The organism is Streptomonospora nanhaiensis, assembly GCF_013410565.1.
GTDB classification, from domain to species: Bacteria; Actinomycetota; Actinomycetes; order Streptosporangiales; family Streptosporangiaceae; genus Streptomonospora; species Streptomonospora nanhaiensis.
In genome coordinates this window covers 3,448,927-3,464,402 of sequence record NZ_JACCFO010000001.1, presented here as the reverse complement: position 1 = coordinate 3,464,402, position 15,476 = coordinate 3,448,927, and the positions used below count along the sequence as shown (strand labels likewise).

General features: G+C 75.5%; 12 protein-coding genes. 6 read left to right on the top strand and 6 right to left on the bottom strand.

Annotated features, from left to right (window positions below):
* Window positions 1-126: 126 nt before the first annotated feature.
* The gene (locus HNR12_RS15010) at window positions 127-3,222 is read left to right on the top strand and encodes a sacsin N-terminal ATP-binding-like domain-containing protein (RefSeq protein ID WP_179768077.1); all 3,096 of its coding nucleotides are present in this window, start codon (window positions 127-129) and stop codon (window positions 3,220-3,222) included.
* A 66-nt stretch (window positions 3,223-3,288) separates the two neighbouring features.
* On the opposite strand, the gene HNR12_RS15005 is transcribed toward HNR12_RS15010, so the two are convergent.
* The gene (locus HNR12_RS15005; RefSeq protein ID WP_179768076.1) at window positions 3,289-4,776 is read right to left on the bottom strand and encodes a DUF7059 domain-containing protein; all 1,488 of its coding nucleotides are present in this window, start codon (window positions 4,774-4,776) and stop codon (window positions 3,289-3,291) included.
* 90 nt (window positions 4,777-4,866) lie between these two features.
* Entirely contained in the window at window positions 4,867-5,232 is a 366-nt protein-coding gene (locus HNR12_RS15000) for a DUF2530 domain-containing protein (protein WP_179768075.1), read from the bottom strand.
* A 211-nt stretch (window positions 5,233-5,443) separates the two neighbouring features.
* Between HNR12_RS15000 and HNR12_RS14995 the strand changes: the two genes are divergently transcribed.
* The 4 genes from HNR12_RS14995 to thpR all read left to right on the top strand — a co-directional run bounded on the left by HNR12_RS14995 (window position 5,444) and on the right by thpR (window position 9,737).
* Window positions 5,444-6,940, top strand: a complete 1,497-nt coding sequence (locus tag HNR12_RS14995) for an NCS2 family permease (protein WP_179768074.1) — start codon at window positions 5,444-5,446, stop codon at window positions 6,938-6,940.
* Window positions 6,941-7,081: 141 nt separating this feature from the next.
* Window positions 7,082-7,531 (top strand): MarR family winged helix-turn-helix transcriptional regulator, encoded by a 450-nt coding sequence (locus tag HNR12_RS14990; protein ID WP_179768073.1) that lies wholly within the window; start codon window positions 7,082-7,084, stop codon window positions 7,529-7,531.
* A gap of 155 nt (window positions 7,532-7,686) precedes the next feature.
* On the top strand, window positions 7,687-8,955 hold the full coding sequence (locus HNR12_RS14985) for an MFS transporter (RefSeq protein ID WP_179768072.1): 1,269 nt from the start codon (window positions 7,687-7,689) through the stop codon (window positions 8,953-8,955).
* 140 nt (window positions 8,956-9,095) lie between these two features.
* The gene (thpR, locus tag HNR12_RS14980; RefSeq protein ID WP_179768071.1) at window positions 9,096-9,737 is read left to right on the top strand and encodes an RNA 2',3'-cyclic phosphodiesterase; all 642 of its coding nucleotides are present in this window, start codon (window positions 9,096-9,098) and stop codon (window positions 9,735-9,737) included.
* 196 nt (window positions 9,738-9,933) lie between these two features.
* Here the strand turns inward: thpR and HNR12_RS14975 are convergent, their stop codons facing one another.
* Window positions 9,934-10,659: a 3-keto-5-aminohexanoate cleavage protein gene (locus tag HNR12_RS14975; protein WP_179768070.1), complete on the bottom strand. Its 726-nt coding sequence runs from the start codon at window positions 10,657-10,659 to the stop codon at window positions 9,934-9,936.
* A gap of 102 nt (window positions 10,660-10,761) precedes the next feature.
* On the opposite strand from HNR12_RS14975, the gene HNR12_RS14970 reads away from it, so the two are divergent.
* On the top strand, window positions 10,762-11,832 hold the full coding sequence (locus HNR12_RS14970) for a hypothetical protein (RefSeq protein WP_179768069.1): 1,071 nt from the start codon (window positions 10,762-10,764) through the stop codon (window positions 11,830-11,832).
* Between the two features lie 215 nt (window positions 11,833-12,047).
* On the opposite strand, the gene HNR12_RS14965 is transcribed toward HNR12_RS14970, so the two are convergent.
* The 3 genes from HNR12_RS14965 to serC form a co-directional block, all read right to left on the bottom strand.
* On the bottom strand, window positions 12,048-13,016 hold the full coding sequence (locus HNR12_RS14965) for an aminoglycoside phosphotransferase family protein (protein ID WP_179768068.1): 969 nt from the start codon (window positions 13,014-13,016) through the stop codon (window positions 12,048-12,050).
* Window positions 13,013-14,005 (bottom strand): glycerophosphodiester phosphodiesterase family protein, encoded by a 993-nt coding sequence (locus tag HNR12_RS14960; RefSeq protein WP_179768067.1) that lies wholly within the window; start codon window positions 14,003-14,005, stop codon window positions 13,013-13,015. Before HNR12_RS14960 ends, HNR12_RS14965 begins: the two co-directional genes overlap by 4 nt.
* Before the next feature lie 134 nt (window positions 14,006-14,139).
* Window positions 14,140-15,261, bottom strand: a complete 1,122-nt coding sequence (serC, locus tag HNR12_RS14955; protein WP_179768066.1) for a phosphoserine transaminase — start codon at window positions 15,259-15,261, stop codon at window positions 14,140-14,142.
* Window positions 15,262-15,476 lie beyond the last annotated feature (215 nt).

Sequence of the window (15,476 nt, the reverse complement as noted above, 5' to 3'; positions counted from 1 at the left end):
ATCATTCGCCTCGGCACCCGCGTACGGCGACCGCCTCCCGGCGGCGCCCAGCGCGTTTCGCGAACCCCTCCGAGAACGTCACCGGGGTCGCGTACCGTAGTGCAGCACCGACGTGGAGGAGTCGCCATGGCCCAAACGCACACCGACCCGTTCGGCACGGCCGAACTGCGGCGGCGCGTCCTCGCCGGCTGGGCCGACGCCCCCGCGCGGTTCCGCGAGGACGCCAACGCCGAAGAGGACTTCGCCCTCGGCGGCTACCGCGACCGCGTGGTGGTGGAGCTCGCGCAGAACGCCGCCGACGCCGCCCTGCGCGCGGGCGCCCCCGGCCGGCTGCGGCTGGAGCTGCGCGGCGACCGCCTCACCGCCGCCAACACCGGCGCCCCGCTCACCGCCGCCGGGGTGGAGTCCCTGTCCACCCTGCGCGCGTCGGCCAAGCGCGACGAATCCGCCCCGGGCGCCACCGGGCGCTTCGGCGTGGGGTTCGCCGCCGTGGCCGCCTACAGCGACGACATCACCGTCGCCTCCGCCGACGGCGCCGTGCGCTGGAGCGCCGACCTCGCCCGCGACACCGTCCGCACCGAGCTGCTCGACCCCGGCCGCGCGCCGGGGCTGGCCGGCGAACTGGAGCGGCGCGGCGGCCACGTCCCGCTCCTGCGGCTGCCCTTCCCCGCCGACACCCGCCCGCCGGCCGGCTACGACACCGAGGTCGCGCTGACCGCCCGCGACCCCGAGGCCGCCGACCGCCTGCGCGCCCTGCTCGACCACACCGGCCCCGCGCTGCTGCTGGCGCTGCCCGGCCTCGCCGAGGTCCGCATCGCCACCTCCGCCGGCGAACGCCTGCTCACCCGCGAGTCCGCCCCCGAGGGCGACGTGCTGACCCGCGTGGCGCACCTCGGCCCCGACGGCGCCGCCGACCCCGCCCGCACCCACACCGTCCGCTGGCGCACCGCCGCCCGCACCGGCCGGTTCGACCCCGACCTGCTGGCCGACCGCCCCACCGAGGAGCGCGACCGCCTCGACTGGAGCCTCACCTGGGCGGTGCCCGTCACCGCCGAGGGCGCCGCCGCGGCCCTGCCCGCCGGGGTGCCCGGCGTCGTGCACGCGCCCACCCCCACCGACGACCGCCTGGCCGTGCCCGCGCTGCTCATCGGCACCTTCCCGCTGGGCGCCGACCGCCGGCGCGTGGCCGCCGGCCCGGTGGCCGAGGCGCTGATCGCCGAGGCCGCCGCCGGCTACTGCGAACTCCTGTGCCGCGTGGAGCCCCGCTCCGCGCTCGACCTCGTGCCGCCCGCGCTGCCCGGCCAGGGCGAGTTCGACGCCCGCTTCCGCGCCGCCGTGGCCAAGCCGCTCGTGGACACCCCGTTCCTCACCACCGCCGAGGGCGAACCCGTGCGCCCCCGCGACGCCGTGGTCCTCGACGGCGGCCCCGAGGTCGTTGCCGCCCTGGCGGGCCTGGTCACCACCGCGCTGCCCGGCGACCTCAACACCCGCCACCCCGCGCTGGCCCAGCTGCGGGTGCGCCGCCTGGGCCTGGCCGAGCTGGCCGACCTGCTCTCCGACCTCGACCGCGACCCCGCCTGGTGGGCCCGGCTGTACGCCGCCCTGCGCGCCGCCGGGCAGCGCGGCGCCGACCTCGGCGAGCTGGGCGCCCTGCCGGTGCCGCTGGTCGACGGCCGGCTGGTGCGGGGCCCGCGCGGGCTGCTGGTGCCCTCGCCCGACGACTTCGGCGACGGCCTCGACCTCGCCGCGCTCGCCCCGCTGGGCCTGCGCATCGTCCACCCCGAGGCCGCCGACCCCCTTTTGGAGCGGCTGGGCGCGGTCGCGGCCGGCCCCGCCGCGGTCCTGGCCGACCCCCGCACCCGCGCCGCCGTCGAGCACTCCCTGGACGCCGACGACCCCGACCTCATCGCCGCACCGGTGCTGGAGCTGGTGGCCATGGCCCAGACCGCCGCCGCCGACTCCCCCTGGCTGGCCGAACTCGCCCTGCGCGACGACGAAGGCGGCTACTCCGTGGCCGGTGAGCTGCTGCTGCCCACCAGCCCGCTGCGCGACATCTTCGTGCCCGACGCCCCCTTCGGCGTGGTCGCCGACGACCTGGTCGACCGCTACGGCGCCGGTGTGCTGGGCCTGGTGGGGGTGCTCGACTCCTTCGCGGTGGTCCGCGCCGCCGACCTCACCCTGGGCCCCGACTCCGCCGACCTCTCCCGCGACCCCCGCCTGGAGGGCCTGAACGGCCTTGAGGAGTGGGCCGAGGACGTCGCCGAGCGGCTGGGCGACCCCGACCTCCCGCCGGTGGTCACCGAGTTCGCGGCAGTGGCCGACCTGGAGTTCGTACGCGACGACCGCTGGCCGCAGGCGCTGGAGCTGCTGTCGGGCCCGCTGCTGCGCGACACCGTCACCACCCCCGCGCGGGTGCTGGACGGTGGCGGCCGCGTGGCCGACGTCCCGCCCTACACCGCCTGGTGGCTGCGCACCGGCGCCGTGCTGGCCGGGCGCCGCCCCACCGAGCTGCGCACCGCCGACGCCGAACCCGTGCTCGCCGACCTCTACGACCCCGCGCCCGAGGGCCTGGACCCCTACCTGGCCGCCGCGCTGGGCGTGCGCTCCACGCTGGCCGACCTGCTGGCCGACCCCGACGGCCCCGACGACCTCCTGGAGCGCATGGCCGACCCCGACCGCCACGTCGCGCGCGGCGAGCTTCGGGCGCTGTGGACCGCGCTGGCCGAGGTCGACGCCGACCGCGTCGCCCCGCCCGAGCGGGTGCGGGCGCTGCGGGGCGGCGCGATCGTGCTGGCCGACCCCGAGGACACCGTGGTGGTCGACCTCCCCGAGCTGCTGCCGCTGCTGGCCGACCGCCCGCTCGTGCTCGCCCCCGCCTGGGCCGCGCCGGCGCTGGCCGACGTCCTCGACCTCGCCCTGGCCAGCGAGGAGGTCGAGGGCCGCATCACCTCCATCGGCGAGGTCCGCCCGGTGCCCGCCGAGGTCGCGGCGTTCGTCGACACCGGCGCCCACACCTATGTCCACCACGACGAGCTGACCGTCGACAACACCCCCACCGAGTGGTTCTGCGAGGGCACCACCGCCCACGCCTCCACACCCGAGGGCCTGGCCCGCGCGCTGTGCCGGATCGCGGGCCGGTGGGCCGACCGCCACCTGGTGGCCGCGGTGCTGCGCGACCCCGACGCCCTGCCCGTGCTGCTGGCCGAGGCCGACCTCGACTAGGGCGGGCCAGGGCGCACCGGGGCGGCGCCGGGCGGCGGCCCAATCCCCCCGCCCCGGCCGCCTGGGTCAGCGCGCGACGCGGAAGAACCCCTCGGCGATCAGCGAGCGCAGCACGTCGGGGGTGCGCCGGCGCACCTCGCCGGGGTCGCGGTCGATCAGCTCGGCGATGGCGTCGAGCAGCGGGCCCACCGGCATCGTGCCGTCGCACACCCCCGCCAGCGCCGCCTCGATCGTGCCGACCTGGGCCACCCGCCGCAGCCCGCCGCGCTGGCGCAGCAGGATCCGCTCGGGGTCGGGCGCCCCGGGCACGGCGATCCGCTCCTCCACCACGCCCGGCGCCAGCGCCACGTGCGCGCTCAGCAGCGCGGCGTCGGTGAGCCGGTGCGCGGTCATGGCGCCGTTGACCACGTCGGGCAGGTAGCGCCCGACCGGCTGCTCGATCTCGTGGCGGAACTCCTCGACCCGTACCGCGGCGTCCTGGGCGGCGTCGTTGCGCAGGCAGATCCAGCCGAACCCGATGGCGCGCACGCCCGCGCGCTCGAAGTAGTCCAGCCAGGCGTCGTAGCGGCGGTAGTACTCGGGGGTGCCGGTCTCGCAGGAGTCGCGCAGCCACAGCTCCACGTACTCGGCGGGGTCCTGGACGTCGCGCTGCACCACCCAGCCCGAGCAGCCGGTGCCGGTCACCCACGCGCCCACCCGGTCGCGCCAGTCCTCGCCCTCCACGTGGAGCCAGTTCGCCAGGATCTGGCACCAGCCGCCGTCGGTGAGGTGCGCGGGCGCCTGGCGCACCAGTTCGGCGCACACCGCGTCGTCGGCGAAACCGGACTCCCGGTAGGTGTAGCGCGCCGATCCGGGCGAGATCACGAACGGCGGGTTGCACACCACGAGGTCGAAGCGCTCCCCGGCGACGGGCTCGTACATCGAGCCCTCGCGGGAGCGCACGTTGGGGACCTCCGACAGCGCCCAGCTGATCTCGGCCAGGCGCAGGGCGCGCGGGTTGACGTCGGTGGCGGTGACGTCGGCGGCGCGGGAGGCCAGGTGCAGCGACTGCACGCCGCAGCCGGTGCCGATGTCCAGCGCCCGGTCGAACGGGCCGTCCACGATCAGCTGCGACAGCGTGGCCGAGGCCCCGCCCGCGCCCACGACGTGGTCGGGGCGCGGGGTGCCCTGCCCCGGGCGGACGGTGGGGTCGGAGACCACGAACCCGGGGCGGCCGCCGTCCATCTCCCAGGGCGACAGCCGCACCAGCGCGCGCACGCGGTCGCCCGCCGCCTCGACCAGCCCCGCCTCCGCGAGATCGGCCACCGGCAGGATCGCGGCCGCGGCGTCCGCGGCCACCGGTTCGCGCAGCCACCACAGCCGCAGCAGCAGGCCCAGCCGCTCCTCGCCGCCCGTGGCGCGCAGGGCGGGGGTGAGCTGCTCGCGTGCCAGCGCCCGCGCCGCCATGTCGCCGAGGCGGTCGCGCACGCCCGAGACGGTGTAGTCGGCGTCGATCAGCGTCTTGCGCAACCGGTCGGCGAGCGCGGGCGGAAACGGGCGGAACGTATCAGACACGCGCCCATTATCCGCGAGCGCGCAAGGCCGCAGGCCGTGAACTGCCGACGGGCGCGGAGAAGGCGGCGCCCGGGCACCGCGCCGAGGGGGTCAGGGAAGGTCGTCGCGGCCGCCGGCCTCGGCGGCGGGGGTGCGCGCGGGGGCGTCAACGGGGTCGGCGGCCGGGGCGGGGCCGGCGGCGGGCCGCACGGCCGCGCGCTCCTCGCGGGCGCGGGCCCGCGCGGCGTCGTCGGCGGCGCGGCGGCGCTGGAGCCGGGGGATGTAGAAGTAGCCGAACACGCCGAAGGCCATGCCGGTCACGCAGACCCAGCGCCACCACTGGTCGGACGGGGGCAGCCGGTCGCCCATGGCGAGGAGTATGGCCAACGCCACGAACCAGCCCACGGTGCCCAGGGCCGTGGGGATGCGGTAGTCGCTCTCCAGGACCTCGGGATCGGGCTTGCGGGCACGGCGCACCCCTTCAGGCTAGACGATCCGGGACCGCGCGCGGCCGCGCGCCGCCGCCGGCGACGGGGCGGGCGAGGCCGGCAAGGGGGCGGGACGAGGGCCTGTCTGGAGATTCGGCCAGGCTCGCGGGCGTGCCGGATGTGTCCCATTGTGCGAACATGCAACTAGGCTGACGTGTGCTGATCTGTACATTCATCCCCTTCCTGCCAGGGTCGTACGAGTGAATCCAACGCCGCAGTCCGCCGAGAACACGCCCTCGCAGCCCGCGTCCGGTTTCGCGGGCCGCCTCGACCGCTACTTCCGCGTGCACGAGCGCGGGTCCACCTTCCCCCGTGAGATCCGCGGCGGCCTGGCGACCTTCTTCGCCATGGCCTACATCATCGTGCTGAACCCGCTCATCATCGGCACGGCCGAGGACATGAACGGCGACACCCTGGGCCTGGCCCCGGTCGCCGCCACCACCGCCCTGGTCGGCGGCGTGGTCTCGATCCTCATGGGCGCCATCAGCCGCTACCCGTTCGCCATCGCGGCGGGCATGGGCCTCAACGTCATCGTCGCCTACACCCTGGCGCCGCAGATGACCTGGGCCGACGCCATGGGCGTCATCGTGCTTGAGGGCCTGGTGCTGCTGGTGCTGGTCCTCACCGGGTTCCGCACGGCCGTCTTCCGCGCGATCCCGCCGGAGCTGAAGACCGCCATCGCGGTGGGCGTGGGGCTGTTCCTGGCGCTCGTCGGGTTCGTCAACGCCGGGTTCATCCGCCGCATCCCCGACGCCGCCAACACCACGGTGCCCGTGCAGCTGGGCTCGGGGTCGCTGTCGGGCTGGCCGATCCTGGTGTTCGTCATCGGCCTGGTCCTGACCATCGTGCTGATCGTGCGCAACGTGCGCGGCGCGATGCTGATCGGCATCGTGGTGGCCACGGTGGTGGGCGTGGTCGTCGAGGCGCTGGCGGGGATCGGCCCGATGTCCGACGGCCAGGGCAACACCAACCCCGACGGCTGGTCGCTGACCGTGCCGCAGCTGCCGACCTCGCCGGGCGACCTGGTGGCGGTGCCCGACTTCAGCCTGGTGGGCCAGTTCAGCCTGTTCGGCAGCTTCGCCCACGCGGGCACGATCGCGGTGATCCTGCTGGTGTTCACCCTGCTGCTGGCCGACTTCTTCGACACCATGGGCACCATGGTGGGCGTGGCCGGGCAGGCCCGCCTGCTGGACGAGGAGGGCAACGTCCCCCACGCCCGCGAGGTGCTGATCGTGGACTCGCTGGGCACCATCGCCGGCGGCGCGGCCTCGGCCTCGTCCAACACGGTGTTCGCGGAGTCGGCGGCCGGCGTGGGCGAGGGCGCGCGCACCGGCATCGCGCCGATCGTCACCGGCCTGCTGTTCCTGGTGGCCACGCTGTTCTCGCCGCTGGTGGAGCTGGTGCCGTTCGAGGCGGCGACACCGGTGCTGATCATCGTCGGGTTCATGATGATGACTCAGGTCACCAAGATCCCGTTCCAGAACTACGCGATCGGGATCCCGGCCTTCCTCACCATCGTGGTGATGCCGTTCAGCTACTCCATCACCAACGGTATCGGCGTGGGCTTCATCAGCTACGTGGTCATCAGGACCGCGCAGGGCCGCCTGCGCGACGTGCACCCGCTGCTGTGGGTCGTGTCGGCCGCGTTCGTGGTGCACTTCGCGCTCGGTCCGATCGAGTCCCTGCTGGGTCTGTGACCGTGACGTTGCGTCACTAGGCTCGGTACCCGGGCGCCTCCGGCCGCCCGGCCCCGACCCGGGGGCGATGTCCCGCGGGTCCGCTTCGGGCGGAATTTCGGGGGTGCCCGGTACTGTTAGCAAAAGTAATGAGTTCTGCTAATGAAGAAGTCTCCTTTCAGCCAGAGCACGAGGACGGACGCGGGGCTGGCGGCCGTCCTCCGCGTCGTCGTGGGCCGACTGGCCAGGAGGCTGCGCGCGCAGAGGCTCGACACCTCCCTGTCCCTGGGGCAGGGCGCGGCGCTGTACACCCTCGCCCGGCACGGGGAGATGACCCCCGGCGAACTCGCCGAGCACGAGAAGGTGCAGCCGCCGTCGATGACCCGGATCGTGGCCGCGCTGGAGGAGCGCGGGCTGGTGCGCCGCGCCAAGCACCCCGGGGACCAGCGGCGGCAGCTGGTGGACCTGACCGACGCGGGGCGCGAGCTGGTGCGGGCCGACCAGCGGCAGCGGGAGGCGTGGCTGGCCCAGCGGCTGCAGGAGCTGACCCCCGAGGAGCGGGACACGCTGCGCCGGGCGGCGGAGATCCTGGACCGGCTGAGCCAGTCCTGACCCCGGGCGGGGCCCGCGCCCCCGCCGAAGAGCTGTCCGAACCCGCCGAGTCGGCCCAGGCCCCCGGGCGCCCCGAGCCCTCCGGCCCGCGGCAGCCCGGCGCGAAGACGCCCGGCGCCGGCGAGAGCGCCGCCGAGGCCCGCCGCCGCACCGCGATGTTCCGCTCCCTGGCCATCCGCAACTACCGCCTGTTCGCGATGGGCCAGCTCGTCTCCAACACCGGCACCTGGATGCAGCGCGTCGCCCAGGACTGGCTGGTGCTCCAGCTCAGCGGCGGCAGCGGCATGGCGCTGGGCCTCACCACCGCCCTGCAGTTCCTGCCCATGCTGCTGTTCGGCCTGTGGGGCGGCGCCCTGGTGGACCGGCTCTCCAAGCGCGGACTGCTCATCGCCACCCAGGCGGCCATGGGCGTGCTCGCCGCCGGGCTGGGCGTGCTGGCCACCGCCGGGCTCGCCGAGGTCTGGCACGTCTACGTCTTCGCGTTCGCCCTCGGCGTGGTCACCGTGGTGGACAACCCGGCCCGCCAGACCTTCGTCGTCGAGATGGTCGGCGACCGCGACCTGCCCAACGCGGTGGCCCTCAACAGCGCCAGCTTCCAGTTCGGCCGGGTGGCCGGCCCCGCCGTCGCCGGACTGCTCATCGCGGCCATCGGCAGCGGCCCGGTCTTCCTCATCAACGCGGCGTCGTTCCTGGCCGTGCTGGGCGGGCTGTGGCTCATGCGGCCCGCCGAACTCCAGGTCACCGAGCCCGCGCCGCGCGCCAAGGGGCAGACCCTGGCCGGGGTGCGCTACGTGCTGGGCCGCCCCGACCTCGCGCTGCTGCTGCTCATGACCGTGTTCGTGCAGATCTTCGGGGCCAACGTGCAGAACCAGATCGCGCTGATGGCCAACAACGTCTTCCGGACGGGCGCCGCCGCGTTCGGCTCGGCCGCCACCGCGCTGGCCGTGGGCGCCCTGGCCGGGGCGCTGGTGGCGGCGCGGCGCGAACGGCCCCGGCTGCGGATCGTCCTCACCGGCGCGCTGGCCTTCGGCGCGACGCAGATCGCCGCCGCGGCGGCGCCCGGCTACCTGGCGTTCGTGGCGGTCCTGGTGCCGATGGGGGTGGCGTTCATGACGTTCACGACCTCGCTCAACGCCACCTTCCAGCTCAGCGTGGACCCGCAGATGCGCGGCCGCGTCATGGCCATCTACATGCTGGTGTTCCTGGGCGTGGCGCCGATCGGCGCACCCATCGTGGGGTTCCTCGCCGACGCGTTCGGCCCGCGCGCCAGCTTCGCCGTGGGCGGCGCGGTCTCCGTGGTGGTGGTGCTCGTCGTCGCCGCGCTGCTGGCCCGCAAGCTGGGGGTGCGCGTCCGCCTCGCCCGGCGCCGCCCGTTCGTGCGGGTGGGCGCGCGCGAGGCCGTGCCCGGCGCCGGCCCGGGCTGACCCCCGCGCCCGCCCCGTCCGCGCGCGGCGGCTCCCGCGCCCGACGCCCGGCCCCAGTACCCTTTCGCCAGCGCGCCCGCGCGCCGGGACCGGGGCACGCCCCCGCGCGCCGCCCGGCCGACGACGACACGGGGTGATCCATGAGGCTCTTCGCCGCGGTCCAGCCGCCCGACGGCGTCCTGGACGAGGTCGCGCTGGCCGTGGAGGCCCTCGCCCCGCCCGGCACGGACGCGGCCGAGCGCGCCGAGGCCCCCGCCGGCGCCCGCGCCGCCGACATCACCGGCGGCGGGTTCGCCCCCGAAGGCGGGCACGTGCCGCCGGGCCTGCGCTGGTCCAGTCCTGAGGAATGGCACGTCACACTGGTGTTCCTCGGCGAGGTCGCCGACGACGCGGTGCCCGCCGCGGCCGAGCGCCTGGCGGCCGAGACCGCGCGGCACGCGCCGTTCGACGTCGCCGTGCGCGGCGCGGGCACCTTCCCCGGCGACCCCGCGCGGGCGTCGGTGCTGTGGGCGGGTCTGGAGGGCGATGTCGACGAGTTGACGCTGCTGGCCGACGGCCTGCGCCGCGCCGCGCGCAAGGCGGGCGTGCGGGTGGACCGCCGCCCCTACGCGCCGCACCTGACCCTGGCCCGGTGCCGCCCGCCCGGCGACCTCGGCGCGCTGCGCTACACGCTGGGCCGCCTGGCCACGGCGTTCTGGACGGTCGAGGAGGTGCGCCTCATGCGCAGCCACCACCCCCGGCGGCCCCGTTACGAGACCCTCCGGACATGGCGGTTAGGCTGAAACGGACGAGGGCGCCCCGACCAGGGCGCCGCACGGCACGCCCGGCCGCCGGGCGGGGAGTAGGGCACCACCATGAGCATGCTGACGAACAACCGCAAGCAGCGCTGGCTCCTGCCGACGGTGCTCGCGGCGATCATGCTGCTCGTGGTCGCCGGGGCGCTGCTGGACTGAGCCTGCCGCGCCGGGGCGGGCGCGGCTAGGCGGCGGCCGACATCCGCGCGGCCGCCAGCGACACCAGCGCGGCGTTGCCCTCGGCCTCGTCGCCGTCGGGGTCGCGCAGGGTGTCCTCCAGTCCGATCCGGATGTCGCGGCCGGCCGCCAGCGCGGTGTCGAGCACCGGCCAGGCGGTGTCGTCGCTGCCGTGCAGCAGCCGCGGCAGGTCCAGGCCGGCGCGGTCCAGCACGGCGTCGATCGTGGAGGCGTTGGCCAGGGCGTCCTGGGTGGTGGCCTGCATGGGCTCCACCAGCACGCGGGCGAACTCCGCGGCCAGGCCCGAGGCCACCAGGATGCGGGCTGCCTCGGGTGTCCAGACCCCGGCCTCGACGTCGACCTGGCGGTCGATCAGCAGCCGGGCGACCTCGACCGACCCGGGCTCGTGCAGGTTCACCGTCGCGGAGTCGGGCAGGGCGCTCCAGCGCTGCACCAGGTCGAACCGGCGCCAGGGGTCGTGTTCGGCCGACAGCGCGGTGGTGAGGCTGATGGGGGTGCTGGGCAGCGCGGCGCGCAGGCGCTCCAGCAGCGGGGTGACGACCTGGGGTTCCAGCGACTCCGCGCCGGTGCGGTCGCGGGGGTGGATGTGGACCTCGTCGGCCCCGGCGTCGACCGCGGCGCGGGCGTCGAGGGCGAGCTGGTCGAAGGAGATCGGTAGCGCGGGATGGGCCCCTGGGCGGCGGTCCCCGTTCAGGCAGGCGACGATCCGCATGCGTGCCGTCCTTTTCGCTCTAGCGCGTGAGTAAGGGGAGCATGCCCACAAGGCCCGGGTTGCAAGCCAGGGCGGCGCGCCGATGATGGCAGGATTGTCGGTATGACGAGAGGCGCCGCGTTCGCGGTTTCGGTCGCCCTGGTGCCGCTCTGCTCCCTCACGCTCGCCGGCGCGGCGGCGCCCGCCGCCGAGGCGTCGCCCAGCCCGGGCGCGGGTCCGTCCCCCACGGTGGAGCCGGAGTTCCGGCTGACTGACGAGCGGATCCAGGAGTCCAGCGGCATGGTGGCGTCGCGTCGGCACGAGGGCGTGTTCTGGACGCACAACGACAGCGGCGCTTACGGACCGGAACTGTACGCGGTGAACGAGGACGGCGACACCGTCGCCACGGTCACGCTCACCGGGGCCGGGGTGGAGGCGCGCGACTGGGAGGCCGTGGCGGTGGGCGCCGACGACTCCGGCGATCCGGCAATCTACGTGGGCGACATCGGCGACAACTTCCAGGGCGGCTGGCCCAACGTCCGGGTCTACCGGTTCGCCGAGCCGGCCGACCTCACCGACCAGACGGTCGAGGCCACCACCTTCACGCTGAGCTACGCCGACGGCGGGCGCGACGCCGAGGCGATGATGGTGGACCCGCGCGACAACCGGCTGTATGTGATCAGCAAGGAGGTCGCGGGCGGGGTCTACGCGGCGCCCGAGTCCCTGGACCCCGAGGGGGTCAACACCCTCACCCGGGTCGACTCCGCGCCGCTGTACGCCACCGACGCCGCGTTCGCGCCCGACGGGTCGCACTTCGCCATCCGCACCTACTGGGCCGCCAGCGTCTACGACGCCGCCGACGGTGTGGAGGGCGCGCGCATCGTGGACCGGGTGCCGCTGCCCGAATCCGACCAGGGGGAGTCCCTGGCGTTCGCGCGGGACGGCTCGGCCCTCTACGCCGGGACCGAGGGACCGGGCAGCCCGGTGTGGCGGCTGCCTGTGGATACCGGGGCGGGGGATGCCGGGGGCGGTGGCGGCTCCGGTGACGCCGACGCGCCGGAGGGCGGCGGGGGCGGCTCCGCGGCGGCCGATCAGGGGCCCGACCCGCGCACGGCCTCGATCCTCATCTGGACCGGGGTGGGGATCGCGGCGGTCGTGATCGCGGGGATCGCTGTCCTGGCTCGTCGCGGTTGACGGGTTTATCCCCACGTTATCCACAGCGGTTTCCCCGGGTTTTCAACAGCAAACAGGACGTCTTGTGGATAACTGTCCCCAAGCTGTGGACAACCGGTTCGAATGCCGCGGCGCGGCCCCGGGCGGAGCGGTGGAGGTCGCGCCGGAGGACGGCGGGGATCAGGCCGAGGGCACGCCGGAGGCCGGACGCGGCGGAGCGGCCGGGGGCCCGGCGGCTACAGGCCGACCACGCGGGCCACGGCGGACGCCTGCGCGAGGTCGGCGGCCCCGCCATCGGCGTCGCCCCGGTCGAACCGGTCGAACGCCGACTCCACCGCCCGCGCCACCGACCACGCGGCCAGGCGGTCGGCCGGCTCGCCCAGCACCTCGGCGCACAGGGCCAGGCGGCGGCGCAGCACCGGCGCGGGGTCGGGGTGCGCCATCGGCGGGTCCACCTGCACGAGCAGCGGCCACAGGTCGTAGCCGGGATCGCCCACCATCGGCTTGGGGTCGATGGCCAGCCACGGGGCGCGCTCGGCCGAGAGCACGTTGCCGGGGTTGAAGTCGCCGTGCAGCACGGCGGCGCGCGCGGCCGAGCGCGGCAGCGCGGTCATCAGGTCCACGGCCGTGCGCACCAGACCGGGGTCGGCCCCGGTCCGCAGCCGCGCGTGGCGCTCGGCGGTCAGGTCGGCCCACTCGGCCAGCACGTCGGCCAGCCGCTCCAGGCCCGGGTCCGCCCGCACTCCACGGCTCCACAGCCCCGCCAGCGCGCGGGCGCCCGCGGCCAGCAGCCCCTCGGGGTCGCCGGGCGCGTGCGCCAGGGGGCGGCCGGGCCGGCAGCGCTCCAGCAGCAGGGCGAAGCCGTCGTCGGAGGCCCGCAGCAGCCGCACCGCGCCCGCGCCGTCCCACAGCCGCAGGGCCGCCGCCTCGCCCCGGGCCTCGCGGTGCGGGAAGGACAGCTTGAGCACGGCGGGGCCGCCGTCGGCCGTGCGCACCGGGCCCGCCCACGAGCAGCTGCCGCCGGTGAAGGGCCGGCCCAGCTCCAGATTCCACTCCCGCGCCACGGCCGCCAGGCGCCGGGGCAGTCCGGCCAGCCAGTCGGGGCCGCCGCGCAGGCCGGCGACGTTGTCGGCCACGTCGGCGGGCAGCGGGGGCGGCCAGGGGCCGGTGCCGCTGCCCGGCCCGGACGCGGCGGCCGCCGTCACCCCTCCGCCAGGAACAGCTCGCGGGCCAGGTAGGCGTGGCGCGAGTGGTCGGTGAAGACGCCGTCGACCCCGGCCGCGAAGAACGCCTCGTACTCGGCGGCGAAACCGCCGTAGCTGCGGGGGCCGTCACCGCGCAGGTTGGCCGGGAGGAAGTGGTTCTCGCTGCGGAACGTCCAGGGGTGCACCAGCAGGCCGGCCTCGTGGGCGTCGTCGACCAGGGAGGTCGGCTCGGAGATCGCCCCCTCGTCGTCGCGGGGGAAGACCAGGTCCTTGGCCGGGCCGATGGCCTCGGCGAACGTCGCGACCTCGGCCAGCCCCTCGGGGGTGAGGAAGCGCCGCCAGTGGTCCTCGGTGCCCATCAGGAACACGCACGGCACCTGGGCGTCGCGCAGCCTGCGCAGGCTGTCGCTCTCGAAGGACTGAAGGAAGACCGGGACCTCCGGTTCGGGGCCGGTGAGCCCGTTGTCCAGGAGGGCGGCCAGCAGCGGGGGTTCGAGGTCCAGGCCGATCTCGGCGTGGTAGGCCGGGTGCTTGGTCTCGGGGTAGACGCCGATGGGGCGCTTCAGCTCGCGGGTGAGGCTCTTGGCGAGGTCGACGATCTCCTGGAAGGTGGGGATCGGGTGGCTGCCGTTGTGCGCGGCGTTGTCGGGGCGGATGTCGGGGATGCGCTCGACGGCGCGCAGCGTGCGCAGCTCGTCCAGCGTGAAGTCCTGGGTGAACCAGCCGGTGTACTCGCGGCCGTCGATGGTGCGGGTGGTGCGGCGGTCGGCGAACTCGGGGTGGTCGGCGACGTCGGTGGTGCCGCTGATCTCGGGCTCGTGGCGGGCCACCAGGGCGCCGTCGGCGGTGGCCACCAGGTCCACCTCGATGAAGTCGCCCCCGAAGCGCGCACCCAGCTCATAGGAGGCCAGCGTGTGCTCGGGGCGGTGCCCCGAGGCGCCCCGGTGGGAGATGATCTTGATGGGGGGCTCCTGCTTGTTTCTGCGCACAGCCGCCTTTCACGGTCGTGGCCGCCGCGGTGGGTCGCCGCAGCGAGCCGCGGCCTGCCCGGACGGCGCGTCCGGGCAGGCCACAGGTGTTTCCTCGGGTGGGGCCGGGCCCGCGCGGCGGGCACGGGCCGGGGTCAGGCCAGCTTGCCCACGACGAAGTCGACGCACTCGGTGAGCGCGCGGACGTCGTCGGGCTCAACGGCCGGGAACATGCCGATGCGCAGCTGGTTGCGGCCCAGCTTGCGGTAGGGCTCGGTGTCGACGACGCCGTTGGCGCGCAGCGCGGCGGCCACGGCGGCGGCGTCGACGCCCTCGGCGAAGTCGATGGTGCCCACCACCTGCGAGCGCTTGGCCGGGTCGGCCACGAACGGGGTGGTGTAGTCGGTCTTCTCGGCCCAGGAGTACAGGATCGAGGAGGTCTCGGCGGTGCGGCGGACGGTCCAGTCGAGGCCGCCGCGCTCGTTCATCCACTCCACCTGGTCGGCGAGCAGCATCAGCGTGGCCACCGCCGGGGTGTTGTAGGTCTGGTCCTTGCGGGAGTTGTCGATCGCCGTGGGCAGCGAGAAGAACTCCGGGATGTAGCGGTCGCCGCCGGCGATCTCGGCGGCGCGCTCCAGGGCCCTGGGCGACATGAGGGCCACCCACAGGCCGCCGTCGGAGGCGAAGCTCTTCTGCGGCGCGAAGTAGTAGACGTCGGTCTCGGCGATGTCCACGGGCAGGCCGCCGGCGCCGCTGGTGGCGTCGACCAGGACCAGCGCGTCGTCGTCGGCGCCGGGGACACGGCGGATGGGGGCCGCGACGCCGGTGGAGGTCTCGTTGTGGGTGAGGGCGTAGGCGTCGACACCGTCCTCGGCGGCGGGTTCGCCGTGCGTGCCGGGGTCGGTGCTGATGACGCTGGGGTCGTCCAGCCAGGGGGCGCCCTTGGCGACCTTGGCGAACTTCGAGGAGAACTCGCCGAAGGAGAGGTGCTGGGACTTGCGGCGGATCAGGCCGTGCGCCGCGATGTCCCAGAAGGCGGTGGTGCCGCCGTTGCCGAGGACGACCTCGTAGCCCTCGGGCAGCGAGAAGAGCTGCGACAGACCGGATCGCACCCGCCCCACGAGGGACTTGACCGGCTTCTGCCGGTGCGAGGTCCCCATGTAGCCGGAGCCGGACTGCGCGAGGGAGGCCAGTTGCTCGGGTCGGACCTTCGACGGGCCGCAGCCGAAGCGGCCGTCGGTGGGCAGCAGGTTAGCGGGAATCTGAATGTCGGTCACCCGCAGAAGCGTAGTGGCTGAGGGCCCCGCGCCGCAGGAAAGGGGCCCGGTTGTCAGAGGTCCGCCGCCGCCTCCTTGGAAGCCGCGACGCCGCAGGTCGCGGCGGTCGCGAAGGGAGGAGCGGAGCGCCGCGCGGCCGCGGCGGCGCGGGGGAGGGCGGCGGCGGGCGGGGGCGGCCCGAGATCATCGGGAACCCCGGCCGGGGGCGCGCCATC